General features: G+C 64.9%; 12 protein-coding genes, 1 tRNA gene and 1 pseudogene. 7 read left to right on the top strand and 7 right to left on the bottom strand.

The features are described 5' to 3' along the window. Window positions 1–223: 223 nt before the first annotated feature. Window positions 224–298, bottom strand: a tRNA-Asn gene (locus ACXAD2_RS19710). 80 nt (window positions 299–378) lie between these two features. Further along, entirely contained in the window at window positions 379–1,293 is a 915-nt protein-coding gene (locus ACXAD2_RS19705; RefSeq protein WP_475173411.1) for an MBL fold metallo-hydrolase, read from the bottom strand. Between the two features lie 52 nt (window positions 1,294–1,345). Between ACXAD2_RS19705 and ACXAD2_RS19700 the strand changes: the two genes are divergently transcribed. Then, entirely contained in the window at window positions 1,346–2,629 is a 1,284-nt protein-coding gene (locus tag ACXAD2_RS19700; RefSeq protein ID WP_475173409.1) for an ATP-binding protein, read from the top strand. Window positions 2,630–2,684: 55 nt separating this feature from the next. Here ACXAD2_RS19700 and ACXAD2_RS19695 read toward each other — a convergent pair whose 3' ends face one another. After that, window positions 2,685–2,999: a DUF1476 domain-containing protein gene (locus ACXAD2_RS19695; protein ID WP_066100569.1), complete on the bottom strand. Its 315-nt coding sequence runs from the start codon at window positions 2,997–2,999 to the stop codon at window positions 2,685–2,687. Window positions 3,000–3,163: 164 nt separating this feature from the next. Between ACXAD2_RS19695 and purC the strand changes: the two are divergent. The 3 genes and pseudogenes from purC (at window position 3,164) to ACXAD2_RS19680 (ending at window position 7,178) form a co-directional block, all read left to right on the top strand. Continuing rightward, window positions 3,164–3,926: pseudogene (gene purC / locus ACXAD2_RS19690) on the top strand (phosphoribosylaminoimidazolesuccinocarboxamide synthase). An 88-nt stretch (window positions 3,927–4,014) separates the two neighbouring features. Then, entirely contained in the window at window positions 4,015–4,245 is a 231-nt protein-coding gene (gene purS / locus ACXAD2_RS19685; protein WP_066100563.1) for a phosphoribosylformylglycinamidine synthase subunit PurS, read from the top strand. Window positions 4,246–5,066: 821 nt separating this feature from the next. After that, window positions 5,067–7,178: an Ig-like domain-containing protein gene (locus ACXAD2_RS19680; protein ID WP_475173404.1), complete on the top strand. Its 2,112-nt coding sequence runs from the start codon at window positions 5,067–5,069 to the stop codon at window positions 7,176–7,178. Between the two features lie 182 nt (window positions 7,179–7,360). Here the strand turns inward: ACXAD2_RS19680 and ACXAD2_RS19675 are convergent, their stop codons facing one another. Further along, window positions 7,361–7,975: a nucleotidyltransferase family protein gene (locus tag ACXAD2_RS19675; protein ID WP_475173402.1), complete on the bottom strand. Its 615-nt coding sequence runs from the start codon at window positions 7,973–7,975 to the stop codon at window positions 7,361–7,363. Window positions 7,976–8,496: 521 nt separating this feature from the next. Between ACXAD2_RS19675 and ACXAD2_RS19670 the strand changes: the two genes are divergently transcribed. Then, on the top strand, window positions 8,497–9,663 hold the full coding sequence (locus tag ACXAD2_RS19670; protein ID WP_475173399.1) for a histidine kinase dimerization/phosphoacceptor domain -containing protein: 1,167 nt from the start codon (window positions 8,497–8,499) through the stop codon (window positions 9,661–9,663). Here the strand turns inward: ACXAD2_RS19670 and ACXAD2_RS19665 are convergent. The 3 genes from ACXAD2_RS19665 to ssb all read right to left on the bottom strand — a co-directional run bounded on the left by ACXAD2_RS19665 (window position 9,620) and on the right by ssb (window position 13,759). Continuing rightward, the gene (locus tag ACXAD2_RS19665) at window positions 9,620–10,948 is read right to left on the bottom strand and encodes an HlyC/CorC family transporter (protein ID WP_475173397.1); all 1,329 of its coding nucleotides are present in this window, start codon (window positions 10,946–10,948) and stop codon (window positions 9,620–9,622) included. The genes ACXAD2_RS19670 and ACXAD2_RS19665 overlap by 44 nt on opposite strands. 141 nt (window positions 10,949–11,089) lie before the next feature. After that, window positions 11,090–12,871 (bottom strand): purine-cytosine permease family protein, encoded by a 1,782-nt coding sequence (locus ACXAD2_RS19660; RefSeq protein WP_475173395.1) that lies wholly within the window; start codon window positions 12,869–12,871, stop codon window positions 11,090–11,092. 345 nt (window positions 12,872–13,216) lie between these two features. After that, window positions 13,217–13,759 (bottom strand): single-stranded DNA-binding protein, encoded by a 543-nt coding sequence (gene ssb / locus ACXAD2_RS19655; protein ID WP_066100550.1) that lies wholly within the window; start codon window positions 13,757–13,759, stop codon window positions 13,217–13,219. Window positions 13,760–14,030: 271 nt separating this feature from the next. Between ssb and ACXAD2_RS19650 the strand changes: the two genes are divergently transcribed. Beyond that, complete coding sequence (locus tag ACXAD2_RS19650; RefSeq protein WP_475174972.1) at window positions 14,031–14,597, top strand: lytic transglycosylase domain-containing protein; 567 nt, start codon at window positions 14,031–14,033, stop codon at window positions 14,595–14,597. Window positions 14,598–14,847: 250 nt separating this feature from the next. Next, window positions 14,848–15,996 carry a cytochrome-c peroxidase gene (locus ACXAD2_RS19645; protein WP_475173391.1) on the top strand — a complete coding sequence of 383 codons (1,149 nt, stop codon included), beginning with the start codon at window positions 14,848–14,850 and terminating at the stop codon, window positions 15,994–15,996. The last annotated feature ends 19 nt before the right edge of the window (window positions 15,997–16,015 follow it).

Here is a 16,015-nt window from a genome sequence, read left to right as displayed (position 1 = left end):
GCGATCCGGCGGCGGAAAGCATAGCCCGAGGGGCGTTTTTCGAGGTGGGGGGTATGTGCGACTCCGGCCACGCGGCTGCCTCCGAAAACTTCCAGGGCATCCTCGGAGTTGCGGCCGTGCACGGGTCTGTGCCCGACTTTGTGTACTGGTTTGTGTACCAGAAACGCAAAAACCACTCCCGAGGGAGTGGTTCTTTTGCCAAATCAGTCTCTTGCGAGATTTTTGGCTCCGGCGGTAGGGATCGAACCTACGACCAATTGATTAACAGTCAACTGCTCTACCGCTGAGCTACGCCGGAACGTGGGGCGTATCTAGCAATGCCGACTCCGGGCGTCCAGAGGTTTTTTGCATTTTTCTGCGATAGGCTGCATTTTTCTTTCAAATCACTGAAAACGAAGAGGATTTTGCAAGTTTCCCCTGCGGAATGACAGCCTTACGCTGGGTGAGGTCGACCAGATGGGCCAGCACATTGCGGGTCGCGGCGGGCAGCAGAGCAGGGTCTGTGTCGTGGTAGATCAGGCGGGCCAGTTGGGCGGCATCGGCAGGGCCGCGGGCGAGCGCTTCGAGGATTGCGGCCTCACGGGCGCGGCGGTGTGCATAGAGGGCATCCAGCCGCTCGGCCGGGGCCTCGACCGGGGCGCCATGGCCGGGATGGAAGCAGCGCCAGTCGCGGGCGCGCAGCTTTTCGAGCGAGCGCATGAAGTCCCCAAGATCGCCATCGGGGGGAGAGACCAGCGAACTGGCCCAGCCCATGACCAGATCGCCGGAGAACAGGATGTCGCCGCAGGCAAAGCTCAGGTGATTGCCAAAATGGCCCGGCGTGTGCAGCGCCTCGATCTGCCAGCCGTCTCCCGCGATCCGTGCGCCGTCCGCCAGCCGCTCATCGGGGGTGAATCCCGCATCCACGCCTTCGCCGCCGCCAGCGAGCCCGGTTTCGGCCAGCAGCTGCATCTCGGGGCTGCGTCCGGCGGTGGCGTCACCGAAGGCGAGCACCGGCGCGCCGGTGGCCTCGGCCAGCGGACGGGCGAGGGGGGAGTGATCGAGATGCGCGTGGGTGACGAGGATATGGCTGATGCGCTGGCCGGGCGCGAGAGCGGCGAGGATCGCCTGCAGGTGCACCTCATCGGCGGGACCGGGGTCGATCACCGCCAGAGCGCGCGTGCCCAGCAGATAGGTGTTGGTGCCGCGATAGGTCATCGGCGAGGGGTTGGGGGCCAGAATCCGGCGCAGCCCGGGGCCGAGCGGTTCGGCGTACCCGGGGCGGGGCTGGAAGTCTGGCTGCGGATCGATCATCTTGCGCCTCATGTGCAGGGGGGCGCGGCGCGCCTCAGGCTAGGGGTATCCCATGTTTTTCCAATGGCTCAAACGCTATATGCCCCGCGGCATCTATGCACGGGCGGCGCTGATCCTCGTGCTGCCGGTGTTCACCATTCAGCTGGTGGTGTCGGTTGTCTTTGTGCAGCGGCATTTCGAAGGGGTCTCGCAGCAGATGACCCGCGGCGTGGCGCGCGACATCGCCTATGCCTTGAAAGCGCCCGAGGCGGCGGCGCCGCTGGGGCTGAGCATGCGCATCGTGGATGACGCGGCGCTGCCGGAGGCTGACGCGCGGCGCTGGTACGACTTTTCCGGCATTGTGGTCGCCGAAACTCTGGCGCGGCAATTGCAGGGAGTAGAGCGGGTGATGCTGCCCAACGACAATGATGTGCAGCTTTATCTGCGGCAGGCCGACGAAACGCTCTACCGCGTCGAATTCTCGCGCCAGCGCGCCTCGGCGTCGAACCCGCATCAGCTGCTGGTCAATATGCTGTTCTTTGGCGTGCTGATGACGGTCATCGCGTTTTTCTACCTGCGCAATCAGTTGCGGCCGATCACCCGGCTCGCCGAGGCGGCTGAAGCCTTTGGGCGCGGGCGCCATGTGCCCTATCAGCCGGGCGGGGCGGTCGAGGTGCGGGCGGCGGGCAGCGCCTTTCTGGATATGCGCAACCGGATCGAGCGGCAGATCGAGCAGCGCACGATGATGCTTTCGGGGGTCAGCCACGACCTGCGCACGCCGATCACCCGGCTGCGGCTGGGGCTTTCGATGCTGGACGACGAGGATCGCGAGCCCTTGGAGCGCGACGTCGACGACATGCAAAAGCTGATCGACGCCTTTCTGGAGTTCGCCCGGGGCAATTCGCAGGAGGGCGAGGCAGAGCCGGTGGACCCGGTTGCGCTGGCCTCTTCGGTGGTCGCCGACGCGCAGCGCGGCGGCAAGCCGGTCTCCATGGGGCGGGTCGAGGGCAGCGGCGAGGTGAACGTGCGGCCCGTGGCGCTGCGCCGGGCGCTCGAGAACCTCGTGGGCAACGCGGTGCGCTATGGCAGCCACTGCGAAGTGTCGGTGACGCTGACCGACCGCTCGCTGCGGCTGCGGGTCGAGGATGACGGGCCGGGCATTCCGCCAGAGCGGCGCGAAGAGGCGATGAAGCCCTTCTCGCGGCTGGATCCAGCGCGCAATCAGGACAAGGGCACGGGCGTCGGTCTGGGGCTCGCCATCGCGGCAGATATCGCGCGCGCGCACGGCGGTGTGCTGCGGCTTGGTGAAAGCGAGGCGCTTGGCGGGCTGCGCGCCGATATTGTGATCGCGCGCTGACGGCGCGCCGGACCGGCCGCTGCGGGGCGGGGACGCGGCGCGCCAAAGGAAGCGGTCAGCTTTCCTCGAGCACTTCCTTGCGGGCGATGGCCAGAAACTCGGCACGTTTGGCGGTCACTTCGGCGACGCTGGCCTTGCCGTCGAGGTCGCTGGCGATGCTGGCGATCACCTCGTCATGGCTGGCCTCGTCGAGGTCGGCCTTGATGATGCCGCTGGCATAGGCTTCGGCCTCATTGCCGGTCTTGCCCAGTTGTTCGGCGGCCCAGAGACCGAGCATCTTGTTGCAGCGGACCTCGGCGCGGAAGTTGAGATGAGCATCATGGGCGAACTTGTTTTCATAGGCCTGTTCGCGGTCGTCAAACGTGGTCATGGGAATCCCCTCCGTTACATGACCTCTATTTAATGCATTCAGTTTGTAACGTGCTTTGCGCTGGCTCAAGTCAAAGCAGCGCGCTTGCGGCAGGGGCAGCCTTGATTTATGAGAGCGGCAAGATACGCAGCGGCCGATACGCGGCCCCGGGCGAAAGGATTCCCATGGCACGGCGCAAGAAGATTTACGAAGGCAAGGCGAAGATCCTCTACGAAGGCCCCGAACCGGGCACCATCGTGCAGTACTTCAAGGATGATGCCACCGCCTTCAACGCGCAGAAGAAAGACGTGATCGAAGGCAAGGGCGTGCTCAACAACCGCCTGTCCGAGTTCTTCATGACCGGTCTGAACGGCATCGGAGTGCCGACGCACTTCCTGAAGCGGCTGAACATGCGTGAGCAACTGGTCCGCGCCTGCGAGATCGTGCCGCTCGAGGTGATCGTGCGCAACTACGCCGCCGGCTCGATGTCCAAGCGCCTTGGCATCGAAGAGGGCACCGCGCTGCCGCGCCCGATCGTCGAATATTGCTACAAGGACGACAAGCTGGGCGATCCGCTGGTCACCGAAGAGCATATCGCCGCCTTTGGCTGGGCCAGCCAGCAGGACATGGATGATATCCTGAGCCTCGCGCTGCGGGTGAACGACTACCTGTCGGGTCTGATGTATGGCGTCGGCATTCGTCTGGTGGACTTCAAGATCGAGATCGGCCGGGTCTATGAGGGCGACTATCAGCGCCTGATCCTCGCCGATGAGATCTCGCCCGAACTCGATGCGCCTTTGGGACATCGAAAGCGGTCAGAAGCTCGACAAGGACGTGTTCCGCCGTGACCTCGGCTCGCTCACCGACGCTTATGCCGAAGTGGCGCGGCGTCTTGGCGTGATGCCCAAGCAGGCGACCCACGCGGCTAAGCCCAAGCTGATCAACTGAAAGCGTACCGCCCGTGGCGGCGTTGCGCTTTGCGTATTTGAAGAACAATGAAAGGCGCGGGCCTTTCGCGACGAACGGAGATATTGCCATGAAGGCACGTGTGCATGTGATGCTGAAAGAGGGCGTGCTCGACCCGCAGGGCGAGGCGGTGCGCCACGCGCTTGGCGGGCTCGGCTTCGACGGTGTGGACGGCGTGCGTCAGGGCAAGGTGATCGAGCTCGATCTGGCCGATGGCACCGGCGAGGACACGGTGAAAGAGATGTGCGAGAAGCTGCTCGCCAACACCGTGATCGAAAGCTACACGATCGAGATGATCTGAGCCGCGCTCTCGCGGACGCAAGATAGGGCCCTCGGCGTGTGCGCCGGGGGCTTTTTTATGCGCGACAGGCAGGGCTGGGCGGTGCCGCTGGCCGCAGGTGGCGGGAATGTGGCGAAAGTGGCCGCGGTGTGGGCAGGGCGTGAGTGCCAAGTTTGCGTCTTATTTGGTATTCGCGATTTGGGGATGCGGCGCGCGACTGCGGGCAATTTTGGTCAATTAATTGAAAAATCTGGCATTGGTTCCACTTGCGGAACAGCGGCCTGGGAAATCGGGCGCCGCCATGGCGCGCAGGGCTGCAACGGCGGCGTGGCGCTATTGTTTCCGCCCTGCGGTCAGGAGTGTCGCCGAAATGGCGGGTGGTGGACTGGTCGCCTTGGTAAGTATCAGAAATGTATAATTTAAATGTCACGGACCCTTCTGGGAGTTGGAAACAATAGATCGCCACATTTTCGGCTAAGACGCTCATAATTGCGCGATCACGTCCTGCGATGGTCGCATTTTGCCACCCGAGCGCCACTTTTGCCTTTGTCCGTGGGCCTAGTGGCTCTAAATAAATCGCAAGCCCGACTGGGGGGCGACGAGGATAGGCCGGGGGGCGGCCACCGATCTCAGAGTCATCCGTGAGGATGTGACGGAAGGTGCCGCGGGACTGCCTTGGCACCTCTAGGAAAGCTTTTGCCCTGCGCTTCTGCCGCGCAGGACTGCACCGCCCGGCACAGCATCACGACCAGACGACGGATCGGAGTTTGCGGCGCGCGAGCGTCGCTGCCGCCTTCGCGGCGCGGGGCCCGCCCCGTTCTGTAGTTGAAAGGGTCGTAACGATGGCTGATTTGTTTTTGAACTGGGCCGCGCTTGGGGATTATGGCACCGCGCTTGGCGACACCGCATCCGGGGGCAGCTCCACCACCGTCGATACTGGCGGTGTAAACGTTGAGATTTCCTTCACCGCGCAGGACCTCGGCGCGCAGGCCTTCACGGCGACCTACGACGGCTATGTGCCCGAAGGCTCGACCACCAGCGCCACCTCGCACCTCAAGCTGTTCGGCGAAGGCGGCGATGGCGGCACGGTCTCCTCGACCTCGACCACCGTGTTCGATTTCAGCTCCTCCGATGAGCTTTACACCGACGAAGTGCAGAACCTCTCGTTCATCCTCAACGATGTGGATGGCGGCGCGGGGTCGGACCTTGGCGATCTTGTCGGCGACGACACTGCAACCCCGGATGGCACCAGCTTTCAGGACAATGTGACGATCCTCGCCTATGACGCCGAGGGCAATGCCGTCGAGGTCGAACTGACCACGCTCGGCAGCGGCACCAGCGTCGACGGCAGCACCGCCACCGGCGAAGAGGTGACCGATTTCGCCGACCAGGACGGCACGCTGATGGTGAACATCGCAGGCCCGGTGTCGCGCATCGAAGTGATCTACGAGAACGGCGGCGACTCGACCCAAGGCGTGCTGATCTCTGACATGTCCTTTTCGACCTGCGATGTCGACGGCGACGGTGTGCCCGTGGCCGAGGATGACGCCGCCGAAACCGACGAAGACGTGGCCGTCACCATCGACGTGCTGTCCAACGACAGCGATCCCGATGGCGATACGCTGACCGTGACTTCGGCGACCGCCACCAACGGCTCTGTGGTGATCAACGGCGACGGCACGCTGACCTTCACCCCGGACGCCGATTACAACGGCGACGCCGAGATCACCTACACCATCGAGGATCCCGCCGGAAACAGCGCGACGGGCAATGTGGCCGTCACCGTCTACCCGGTGAACGACGATCCGGTCGCCGAGGATGATACCGTCAACACCGGTTACGAGACGCCGGTGACCCTCGATCCCACCGAGAATGACACCGATGTGGATGGCGACGATCTGACCGTCACCGAAGTGGGCGAGGCCGAGAACGGCACCGTCACGCTCAATGAAGATGGCACCGTCACCTACACGCCGAACGACGATTACAGCGGCGCCGACAGCTTCAGCTACACCGTCGACGACGGCAATGGCGGCAGCGATACCGGCACGATCACCGTCAACACCGGCATCGAGACCGATCCGGAAGCGGGCGGCAACACCCCGCCGGTGGCCAACAACGACCTCTACAGCGCCACCGCGACCGCCGCGGTCACCTTCGATCCCACCGAGAACGACACGGACGCCGATGGCGACGCGCTGACCATCTCGGCTCTGGGCGAGGCCAGCAACGGCACCGCGACGCTGAATGAAGATGGCACCGTCTCTTACACCGCCGACGAGGGCTACACCGGCTATGACGCCTTCAGCTACGAGGTGGACGATGGCAATGGCGGCACCGACACCGCTTATGTGACCGTCGAGGTGATGCCTTGCTTCACCCCCGGTACGCTGATCGCCACGCCGCAGGGCGAGCGTCTGGTCGAGGACCTGCAGGTCGGCGACCGGGTGATCACCCGCGACAACGGCATTCAGGAAATTCGCTGGGTTGGCCGCAAGGAACTCACCGGCTTCGAACTGGCGCGCCAGCCGCATCTGCGCCCGGTGCTGATCCAGAAGGGCGCGCTCGGCAAGAACCTTCCCGAGCATGACCTGCTGGTCTCGCCGAACCACCGTGTGCTGGTCGCCAACGACCGCACCGCGCTCTACTTCGAAGAGCGTGAGGTGCTCGCCGCCGCCAAGCATCTGACCGGGCTCGAGGGCGTGGACGAGGTGGAGACCATGGGCGTGGCCTATATCCACTTCATGTTCGACCAGCACGAGGTAGTGCTGTCGAACGGCGCTTGGACCGAAAGCTTCCAGCCCGGTGACTACACGCTCAAGGGCATCGGCGACGAGCAGCGGCAGGAGATCTTTGATCTCTTCCCCGAGCTTGAGCATGAAGAGGGGCTGAAGGCCTATGGCGCGGCGCGCCGCTCTCTGAAGAAGCACGAGGCGCAACTGCTCACCAACTGAGCGCTTTGCCACAAGGAATATGCAGCTCGCTCTGGGGCCAGTGACCCTTTTGGCACCGGAGCGGACAAGGACCCGGGGCGCGTCAGCGCCTCGGGTTTTTTCTTGCGCATTGGGCAGACGGACGATGCCTCGGCACCGGCTTGAACGCAACGGCTAGGACATACCGTCAGGCGGTGCGCGGCTCAGCAGGGATCGAGGGCGGCGCGGTCGCGTTCCCAGTCCTGCCACGCCTCGGGCGTGTCGAGGTCGGTCAGCGCGCGGCGGCCGGGCAGGGGCACCATGCGCAATCGGTGGCGGTTGGTGGCCAGCACGCTGCGCGCGCCTTCGTCGCCCGAGAGCATCTGGATCGCCGAGAAGCAATCGGCAGGGAACAGCACCGGATGGCCCGGCGTGCCATCCTCGGTACAGCCCTGTTGCAGCGCCGGATGCGGCATGGCGCGAAAGCCCCGCACCAGTTTGTCGATATCCTCGGCGTGCAGGTCCGGCATATCGGCGGGCAGCACGATGACAGCGTCGATCCCCCGCGGCAGCATCCCAACCCCGCGGCGCAGCGAGGCCGACATGCCCTGATCCGCATCGGGCACGGCAATAAGCTGCACCGGCAGCCCGGCGAGGGCGGCGGCGCGCGGATGGTCGTGATCTGGCAGTGTGACAGTCACGTGGTTGACCGCGCGCAGCGCTTCTTCGGCCTGACGGCGCAACAGCGCCCGGCCCCCGACATGCTTCAGCAGCTTGTCGGCCCCGCGCATCCGGCTGCTTGTGCCAGCGGCGGGAATCAATACGGCAATTCCTCCCATGGGGCTCCTTATACAGCAAAGGCCGGAAATCCGGCGGACTTTCATCAACTGGGTCGGGCGGCGCAACTGGCGCGTCAGAGGCGGCCCTTGCGTGCGACACGGTGCAGCGCAGGAATGAGCGGCCTGATCAGCACAGATCGAGGGCAGATCGCGCCACATACCAATATGTAAGCCGAGCTTACGCGCGCGTTCGGCGTGGGTTCAGAACATTGGGCGGTCCGTTCTTTCGGAGCGCGACGCGCGGCGGTGTCATGCCCCTTGGTCTGGTCCCTGTGCCGCGCGATCAGCCGGTGGCCCTAACATTAGCGCAATCCACCGCCCTTACACAGAAAGGTTGTGCGACAAGTTTGCTAAAATTTAGTAAACTGACCGCCTGCCGCTGCGTTCTTACCCTTTGTAGCGGTGTCTTGAAAGTTTTGCTCTTGGCGGGGCAAGGCAAGCTGCTATGTCGGAAATTAGACACGGGCTGCACAAAAGCATTGGTGCATGGTCCCGGGAAGGCTCGAAGGTCAGGGCGGATAATGGTTCTCGCAAGAAAATCGGATGATGAGCTCGAGCGTCTGGCCGAGCTGCGCAGCTACGGCGTGCTCGACAGCGCGCCCGATCCGGCGTTTGACGAGGTGGTCGAACTGCTGGCGTCGCTGCTTGAGGTGCCCGTGGCTCTGATCAGCCTCGTCGATGAGAACCGCCAATGGTTCAAGGCGCGCTATGGCATGAAGCCGGGGCAGACGCCGCTGGAGCAATCGATCTGTGCCCATGCCATCCTGAGTGACGATATTCTCGAGATCGAGGACACGATGCTCGACCTGCGCAGCGCCGACAATCCGCTGTGCTGCGGGTCGATCTCGGCCATGCGGTTCTATGCCGGGGCACCGCTGGTCACCCGTAGCGGCCACACCATCGGCACGCTCTGCGTGCTCGACGACAAACCGCGCAAACTCACCAGCCAGCAGCGGCAATTGCTAAAGGTGATGGCCGGGCAGGTGATGCGGCAGCTCGATCTGCAGCGGGCGCTGCACAACAAGGAAATCCTGCGCGAAGAGATCGACCACCGGGTGAAGAACTCGCTGCAGACGGTGGCCTCGACCATCCGTCTTTACCGCGCGCGCTCGACCGTGCCAGAGACCCGCGACGCGCTGGATGCCATCGCGCGCCGGGTGGATTCGGTCTCGCAACTGCATGCGGAGCTCAATCTCACCTCAAAGATGCACTTTGTGCGCCTCGACACCTATCTGTCGCGGGTGGCGACGCTGCTGCAGCGCCACGCGGTGGCCGAGGTGCAGGTGCATGTGGATGTGCCGCGCATCGAGGTGGAATCGCGGGTCGCGGCGTCGATCGGCGTGGTGGCCAATGAGTTCGCCGCGAACGCGATGAAATACGCCTTCCGCGATGGCACCAACAATCCCGAGATCCGTTTTGAGGCGGAGCAGACCGGCGAGAACCGCCTGCTGTTTACCTGCCGCGACAATGGCACCGGGCCCGAGCCGGGATCGAAGCTGGACGTTCTGGCCTCCACCGCGCTTGGCGCGCGGCTGCTTGAGGCGGCGGTGAGCCAAGTTGGCGGCACCGTGGTCGAACGGCGGGAAGAGGGCGGCTACCTGCTCGAGGCAGAGCTGCCCATCGATCCCGCCGCCGAGACCCCTGTTACACCGGCAGCGGCGTCACCGGCCGCACCCGCAGCCGAGTGATCCGGTTGTTTTCGCGCTCCATGACTTCGAAGCGGAAGCCGTGGAAGCTGAAACGCTGACCCACGGTCGGGATCATCTGCGCCTCATGAATCACCAGCCCGGCGATGGTGTTCGCCTCGTCGTCGGGCAGTGACCAATCGGCGGCCCGGTTGAGGTCGCGGATGGTCATCGCTCCGTCGAGCCAATACCAGCCATCCTCGCCCGCGCTGACCTGATGCTCGGCGTCGGGGTCATGCTCGTCGGCGATCTCGCCCACGATCTCCTCGAGGATGTCCTCAAGCGTGATCAGACCTTCAAGAGAGCCATATTCATCCACCACCAGCGCAAAGTGCGTGCGGCGGCGCAGGAAGTTGCGCATCTGGTCGGCCAGAGTCGTGGTGTCGGGCACGAAGTAGGGCTTCATCATCACCTCGGTGATGCGGAAGTCGTCGAGCGCGCCAAACCCGCGCTCGCCCGCCTTGGCCATCACGTCGTACATGGCGCGCAGCAGGTCCTTGGCGTGGACCATGCCGATGATGTTCTCGGGCTCGCCGCGGTAGACCGGCAGGCGGGTGTGGTTGCTTTCGAGGCACTGCTGCAGGATGTCCCGCGGCTCGGCCTCGGCGTCGATGCTCTCGATGCCCGAACGGTGCAGCATGATCTCTTCGACCGTGCGTTCCGCCAGATCGAGCGCGCCAAGGATACGGTCGCGGTCTTCCTTCTCGACCACGCCCTCGGAGTGGCCCAGTTGCAGCGCGCCAGCGATCTCTTCGCGCACGGCGAGGATCTGGCTGTCGGGGTCGGTCTGCACGCCGATGAGCTTGAGCAGCAGTCGCACCAGCGCACGGATCGCGGCCACCACGGGCGAGAAGATCAGGATCACCAGCCGGATCGGCGGCGCCACGGTGGCGGCGGCGGTCTCGGGGTTGGTGATGGCATAGGTCTTGGGCAGCACCTCGGCGAAGATCAGCACCAGCAGCGTCATGATCAGCGTCGCCATGGCAACGCCGCCGTCGCCCAAGAGCCGGGTGAACAGCGCGGTCGCCAGCGAGGTGGCGAGGATGTTGACGAGGTTGTTGCCCAGCAGCACCGAGCCGATCAGCCGCTCGTTGTCTTCGGTGATCTTCAGCGCCATAGCGGCCCCGCGTGAGCCGCGGTCCATGGCGGCGCGCAGCTTGCCGCGGGAGGCGGCGGTGAGCGCGGTCTCGGAGCCCGAGAAGAAGGCCGAGAAAAGGATGAGCAGCAGGATCGCGGCAGAGGTCATCCAGAAGGCCGCGTCGAGTGTTCCGGTGGCAGGGGCGTCCATACGTCCGTCTTTTTGTGTTTGAGAGTGTTCAGAGAGTTATGGGGCTCGGGGCAGGGCTCTTCAAGGCTCTGACCGGTATCCGCCCATGAAAAACGGGCAGCCCTTCTGGGCTGCCCGCTGTGATGAGAGGATGGTCTTAGCTCAGCCGTCGTCGCTGTCCGGCCCGTCGGTGGCGCGCATGGCAGCCATGGACAGAAGGAAATAGGTCACGGTGAGCGCCGCAGCGGTGAGGAAGAAATCCTTCTGCATGACCACCAGAGCCTCGCCGTCGGGGGCGGTCACCACCAGCCGCACGGCAAAGGCGATCATGAAGACCAGCACCGCGCCTGCCCCCACCAGCAGCCATTTGGCCAGCCGGGCGGTGTGCTCCTGCGAGGGGTCGTCATCGTCATCCTCGCCGAACTCTTCGAGGCGCTTGCGCTCGAACTTGGCCAGCGCCTCTTCGCGGGCGGCCTGACGGGCCTCATCCGCGGGCCATGTGTCGCGCGCACCAAGGTAGCTGGCGGCGAGCGGATAGACCACGAGCGCAATGAGATACTCGGGGATGAAGATGAAATAGAAGCTGATCGCACCGGTCATGAAGACCACGACCGCAAAGGCCAGCGAGACGCCCCATGTGATCAGCGCCGCCGGGTTCAGCGATTGGCCGAGGTAGCGCGACCAGTAGCGGGTCAGCCCCATGCGCGGCAGCAGGTAGTGCTCGGCGATGACGATGGCGCCAATCGGGCAGAGCAGGATCGCGCCATAGACCGTCAGCGGCATGATCGACTGCGCCACGAAGGGGAAACAGGCCGCGATCACGATGAAGCCGCCGACGATCGCCGTCACCTTGCCGCGCGACATGGAGGGCATCAGCGTGCTGGCCGCAAGGCCCGCGCGGTAGAGGCAGGCGTTGGCGGTGGTCCAGCCCGCGCAGATCACCGCGAGCACGCCCACATAGCCCAGCACCGAGAAGGCCACGTCAGCCGAGTCGAGCGCCATCAGCGGTTTGCCGAGGATCACCGCAGCACCGGCGCCCATGAGGCCCGCCGCGATCCAGCCGATGTAATGGCCAAGGAACATGCCGACGCCCGAGAAGACGCCGTACCACTTGCGGTGCGCAAAGCGGAAGGTGGCCATATCGATAAGGCCAAGGTGCACCATCGCGCCATTGGCCCATGCGAAGGCGGCCACTTCCCAGACCGAGATGCCCGGCTCGCCCTCGGGCGTGGTGCCGGTCCAGATGGTGGCGTGGGCAACCTCGAGGAAATCGCCGAAGCTGCTCATGCCGGTGTCGCCGGTGACCGCGAAGGCCAGCATCGGCAACGCCGCAGCGCCGCCGCAGACGAAACAGGCCAGCATCCACGGCGCGCAGATGGTGGCGAAATTCGCCATCGCCTCGAAGCCGCGGGCCGCCACGACGATCACCACAGTGCCCAGCAGCATGGTGATCACGATGAAGGCCAGCGAGGTCGGGTAGGGTTCGAGCTGCACCGGAAGCCCGAAGGCAAAGCGCACGGCATAGGCCGAGACGGTGATCATCGCCGCCGCCAGCGCGCCGTAGAACAGCAAGATGGCGGTATTGTAGATCTTCGAGAAATAGGGGCCGGTGATCTGCTCGAGATAGCTGAACAGCGAGCGCCGGGTTTCAACCGCGATGGGCGTGGTGACCAGCGTCCAGCTTGCCACGGCCAGCAGGTTGCCGATCAGCAGACCCAGCAGCAGTTCCATCGTGCCGACGCCCATGGTGACGAAGGTCACGCCGATGACGAACTCCGTGGCGGCGATATGCTCTCCGCCAAAAAGCCCGGCGAAGTAGCGCCAGCCGCGCACGTGGCGTGCGGCGGGGGGAATGGCGCTGCGCCCATGGCGTGGCTTTGCTGCGCGGGAGGGGGCTGTGAGGGGAGTGGCGGCGGCAGGGTCAGGCGTTGCTGAAAGGCTCATTTATTCTTTGCTGTTGTTTCCGGGGCGCCCGCGAAAGATAGGTCACGCAGACATGATTGAACCGGCAACCTGACGGCGGAGTTCCGCTATGTCGCGCTCTGCAAAGGGGGATGGTGCCTAAACCCTCATTGTGAGGGATGCACCTCTCATAGTGAGGTGACGAGAGGCCGGAGAGCGCGGGCGCAAGCCGCCCGCTGCAACGCAAGGTTGCCTCGGCGCGGGCGCCCTGTGGCCTGTGACTTGATTAGGAAAGGCTCTGCTGCGGGCGCGTGGGAAGGCTGGCGGAACCCTTCGCCATCCTTCGCCCGAAAAGAAAACGCCCGGCGCTGGGGCCGGGCGTTGATCTTAGAACGGGATCTCGTCGTCGATGTCGCGCGACGGGCCGCGCGAGCCGCCGCCACCGCCCGAACCGCCGCCGTAGCCGCCGCCCGAGCCACCACCGTAGCCACCGTCGTCATTGCCACCGTAGCCACCGCCCGAGCCGCCGCCGTAGCCGCCACCCGAACCGCCGCCGAAGTCACCGCCGCCGCCGCCCTGACGGCTGTCGAGCAGGGTCAGCTCGCCGCGGTAGGGGCGCAGCACCACCTCGGTGCTGTAGCGGTCCTGACCAGACTGGTCCTGCCATTTGCGGGTTTCCAACTGGCCTTCGATGTAAACTTTCGAGCCCTTGCGCAGATACTGCTCGGCGATCCGCGCCAGCGGCTCCGAGAAGATCGCGACCGAGTGCCACTCGGTGCGCTCGCGACGCTCGCCGGTGTTGCGGTCTTTCCAGTTCTCGGAGGTGGCGATGCGCAGGTTGCAGACCTTGCCGCCGTTCTGGAAGGTGCGCACCTCGGGGTCCGCGCCGAGATTGCCTACCAGGATCACCTTGTTGACGGAGCCGGCCATGTCATCCCCTTTGTACTGGTCGTTTTCCTGTGTGTTCCGCGTCTTCGCGAATCCCCGCAGCGGCGGGGTTTGAATTGGTCTACACCACCGCACCCGCACTCTAAAGAAGGAATGCCGCGCGGAATTCCGCCTGTGCCACATTGCGGCCACGGCTGGCGTAGGGTCAGTTTTTCTGTATAGTCCGGGGTCGAGGGAACAGTGAGATCGGAACAGGGACGTGATGCGCAACCACGCAACGCGCGCACTGGCCGGAGTTGTGTGTGCTCTGGTGATGGCGGCGACGGGGGCCTCTGCCGAGGTGCTCTCGTCCAAAAGCCGTGTGCGGCTATTCTCCAAACAGACCAGCGTGCTCGATAATCGGGCATCTCAGCAGTACAACAATTCGGTGCGGCTGCAGCCCAAGCGCGTGGTCACGCCAACCAAATGGGGGCCGATGGGCGGCGAGGGGGCGGTGCCCTCTTATCGCGGCAGCTACCGCGGGCCCTACGCCGATCTGGCGCGTCAGGCGGCGCGGCGCAACGGCATCCCCGAGGATCTGTTCCTGCGCCTCGTGCAGCAGGAATTGGGCTTCAACCCCAAGGCGCTGTCGCACAAGGGGGCGATCGGTCTGGCGCAGCTGATGCCGTTCACCGCGCGCAAGCTGGGCGTCGATCCGCATGATCCGGCGCAAAACCTCGAAGGCGGTGCGCGCTATCTGCAGCAGCAGTTCCGCAAGTTCGGCTCGTGGCGTCTGGCGCTGGCGGCATATAACGCCGGTCCCGGCGCGGTGGAAAAGCACAAGGGCGTTCCGCCGTACCGCGAGACGATGAACTACGTGAAGGTGATCTGGGGGCAGTGAGCCCCTGATGCCTTACTCGGTGGCCCACTCTGCGCCAACCCGACCTATCCAACATGATCCAGCGAGACGGGCAGTGCGCCCAACTCTCTTGCGTGTCTCCCTTGACCGCCTCTCTTGACGCTGGGCGGGTGTTTGCGAGATATGCCTGAGCGAAAACATTGGGGTTTGATCCCGATCAAGGCCGGGTCCATGCCGGAGCGGCACTCTGATCGGGTCCAGCCCCAGCCCGACATCGCCGCCGGAGACCCTCATGCGCAGAGCACATCTTGCCGTCACCGCCGCCGTCCTCGCGCTTGCCGTGGGCGGATTGGGGTTGCGCGCGCTTGGGGCCGCGCCCGCCAGCTTTGAGGCGATGGATGATCTGGGCGAGGCGCTGTTCTTCGATCCGAACCTGTCGCAAGCCCGCACCCAAAGCTGCGCCACCTGCCATGATCCGGCTTTCGCCTTTGCCGACCCGCGCGGCGCGGCGTCGATCGGCGATGACGGCAGCTCGCTGGGGGATCGCAACGCGCCGACGGTGACCTATGCCGCGCATGTGCCCGAGCTTGCGTTCGACGAGACCGACGGCTGGCGCGGCGGGCTGTTCCATGATGGCCGCGCCGCGACGCTGGAAGAGCAGGCGGGCGGCCCGCCGCTGAACCCGGTCGAGATGGCGATGGGCAGCAAATCCGAGGTGGTCGCGCGGCTGCGCGAAAACCCCGATTATGTGGCCAGCTTCACCGCGCTGTTCGGGCCGGGCACGCTGGACGATGCCGAGACCGGCTATGCCGCGATGACCCGCGCCATTGCCGCCTTCGAGCGGCGGCCCGAGTTCGCGCCCTTCGATTCCAAATACGACCGCTTCCTGCGCGGCGAGGCGGAGCTGACCAACCAAGAGGAACTGGGGTGGCTGCTGTTCTTCTCGCAGCAGTTCACCAACTGCAACCAGTGCCACCAGTTGCAGCGCAGCGCCGTCGATCCCGCCGAGACCTTCTCGGACTACCGTTTCCACAATATCGGCGTGCCCGAGAACCGCGACCTGCGGCTTGCGAACGGCTCGGTGGAGGGGTTCATCGACCATGGGCTCGCGCAGAACCCGCTTGCCGCAGAGAACGCGGTCGAGGGGGCCTTCCGCACGCCGACGCTGCGCAATGTGGCGGTGACGCCGCCCTATATGCACAACGGCGCCTTCGAGGACCTGCGCACGGTGATCCTGTTCTACAACAGCTACAACACCCGCAACGAGGCGCGGAAGATCAACCCGGAGACCGGCGCGGCTTTTGGCGCTCCTGAGGTGCCAGAGACGCTGGCCCCCGAACTGACCGAAGGGCCCGCGCTCGACGACAAGCGCGTCGACGCGCTGGTGGCTTTCCTCAAGACGCTGACCGATGCGCGCTATGAGGACCTTCTGCAAGACTAGGTAGACGTCTCAAGTCCCG

This window comes from Salipiger sp. ABN3_019, from assembly GCF_056158605.1.
This window is presented reverse-complemented; position numbering and strand designations above follow the sequence as displayed.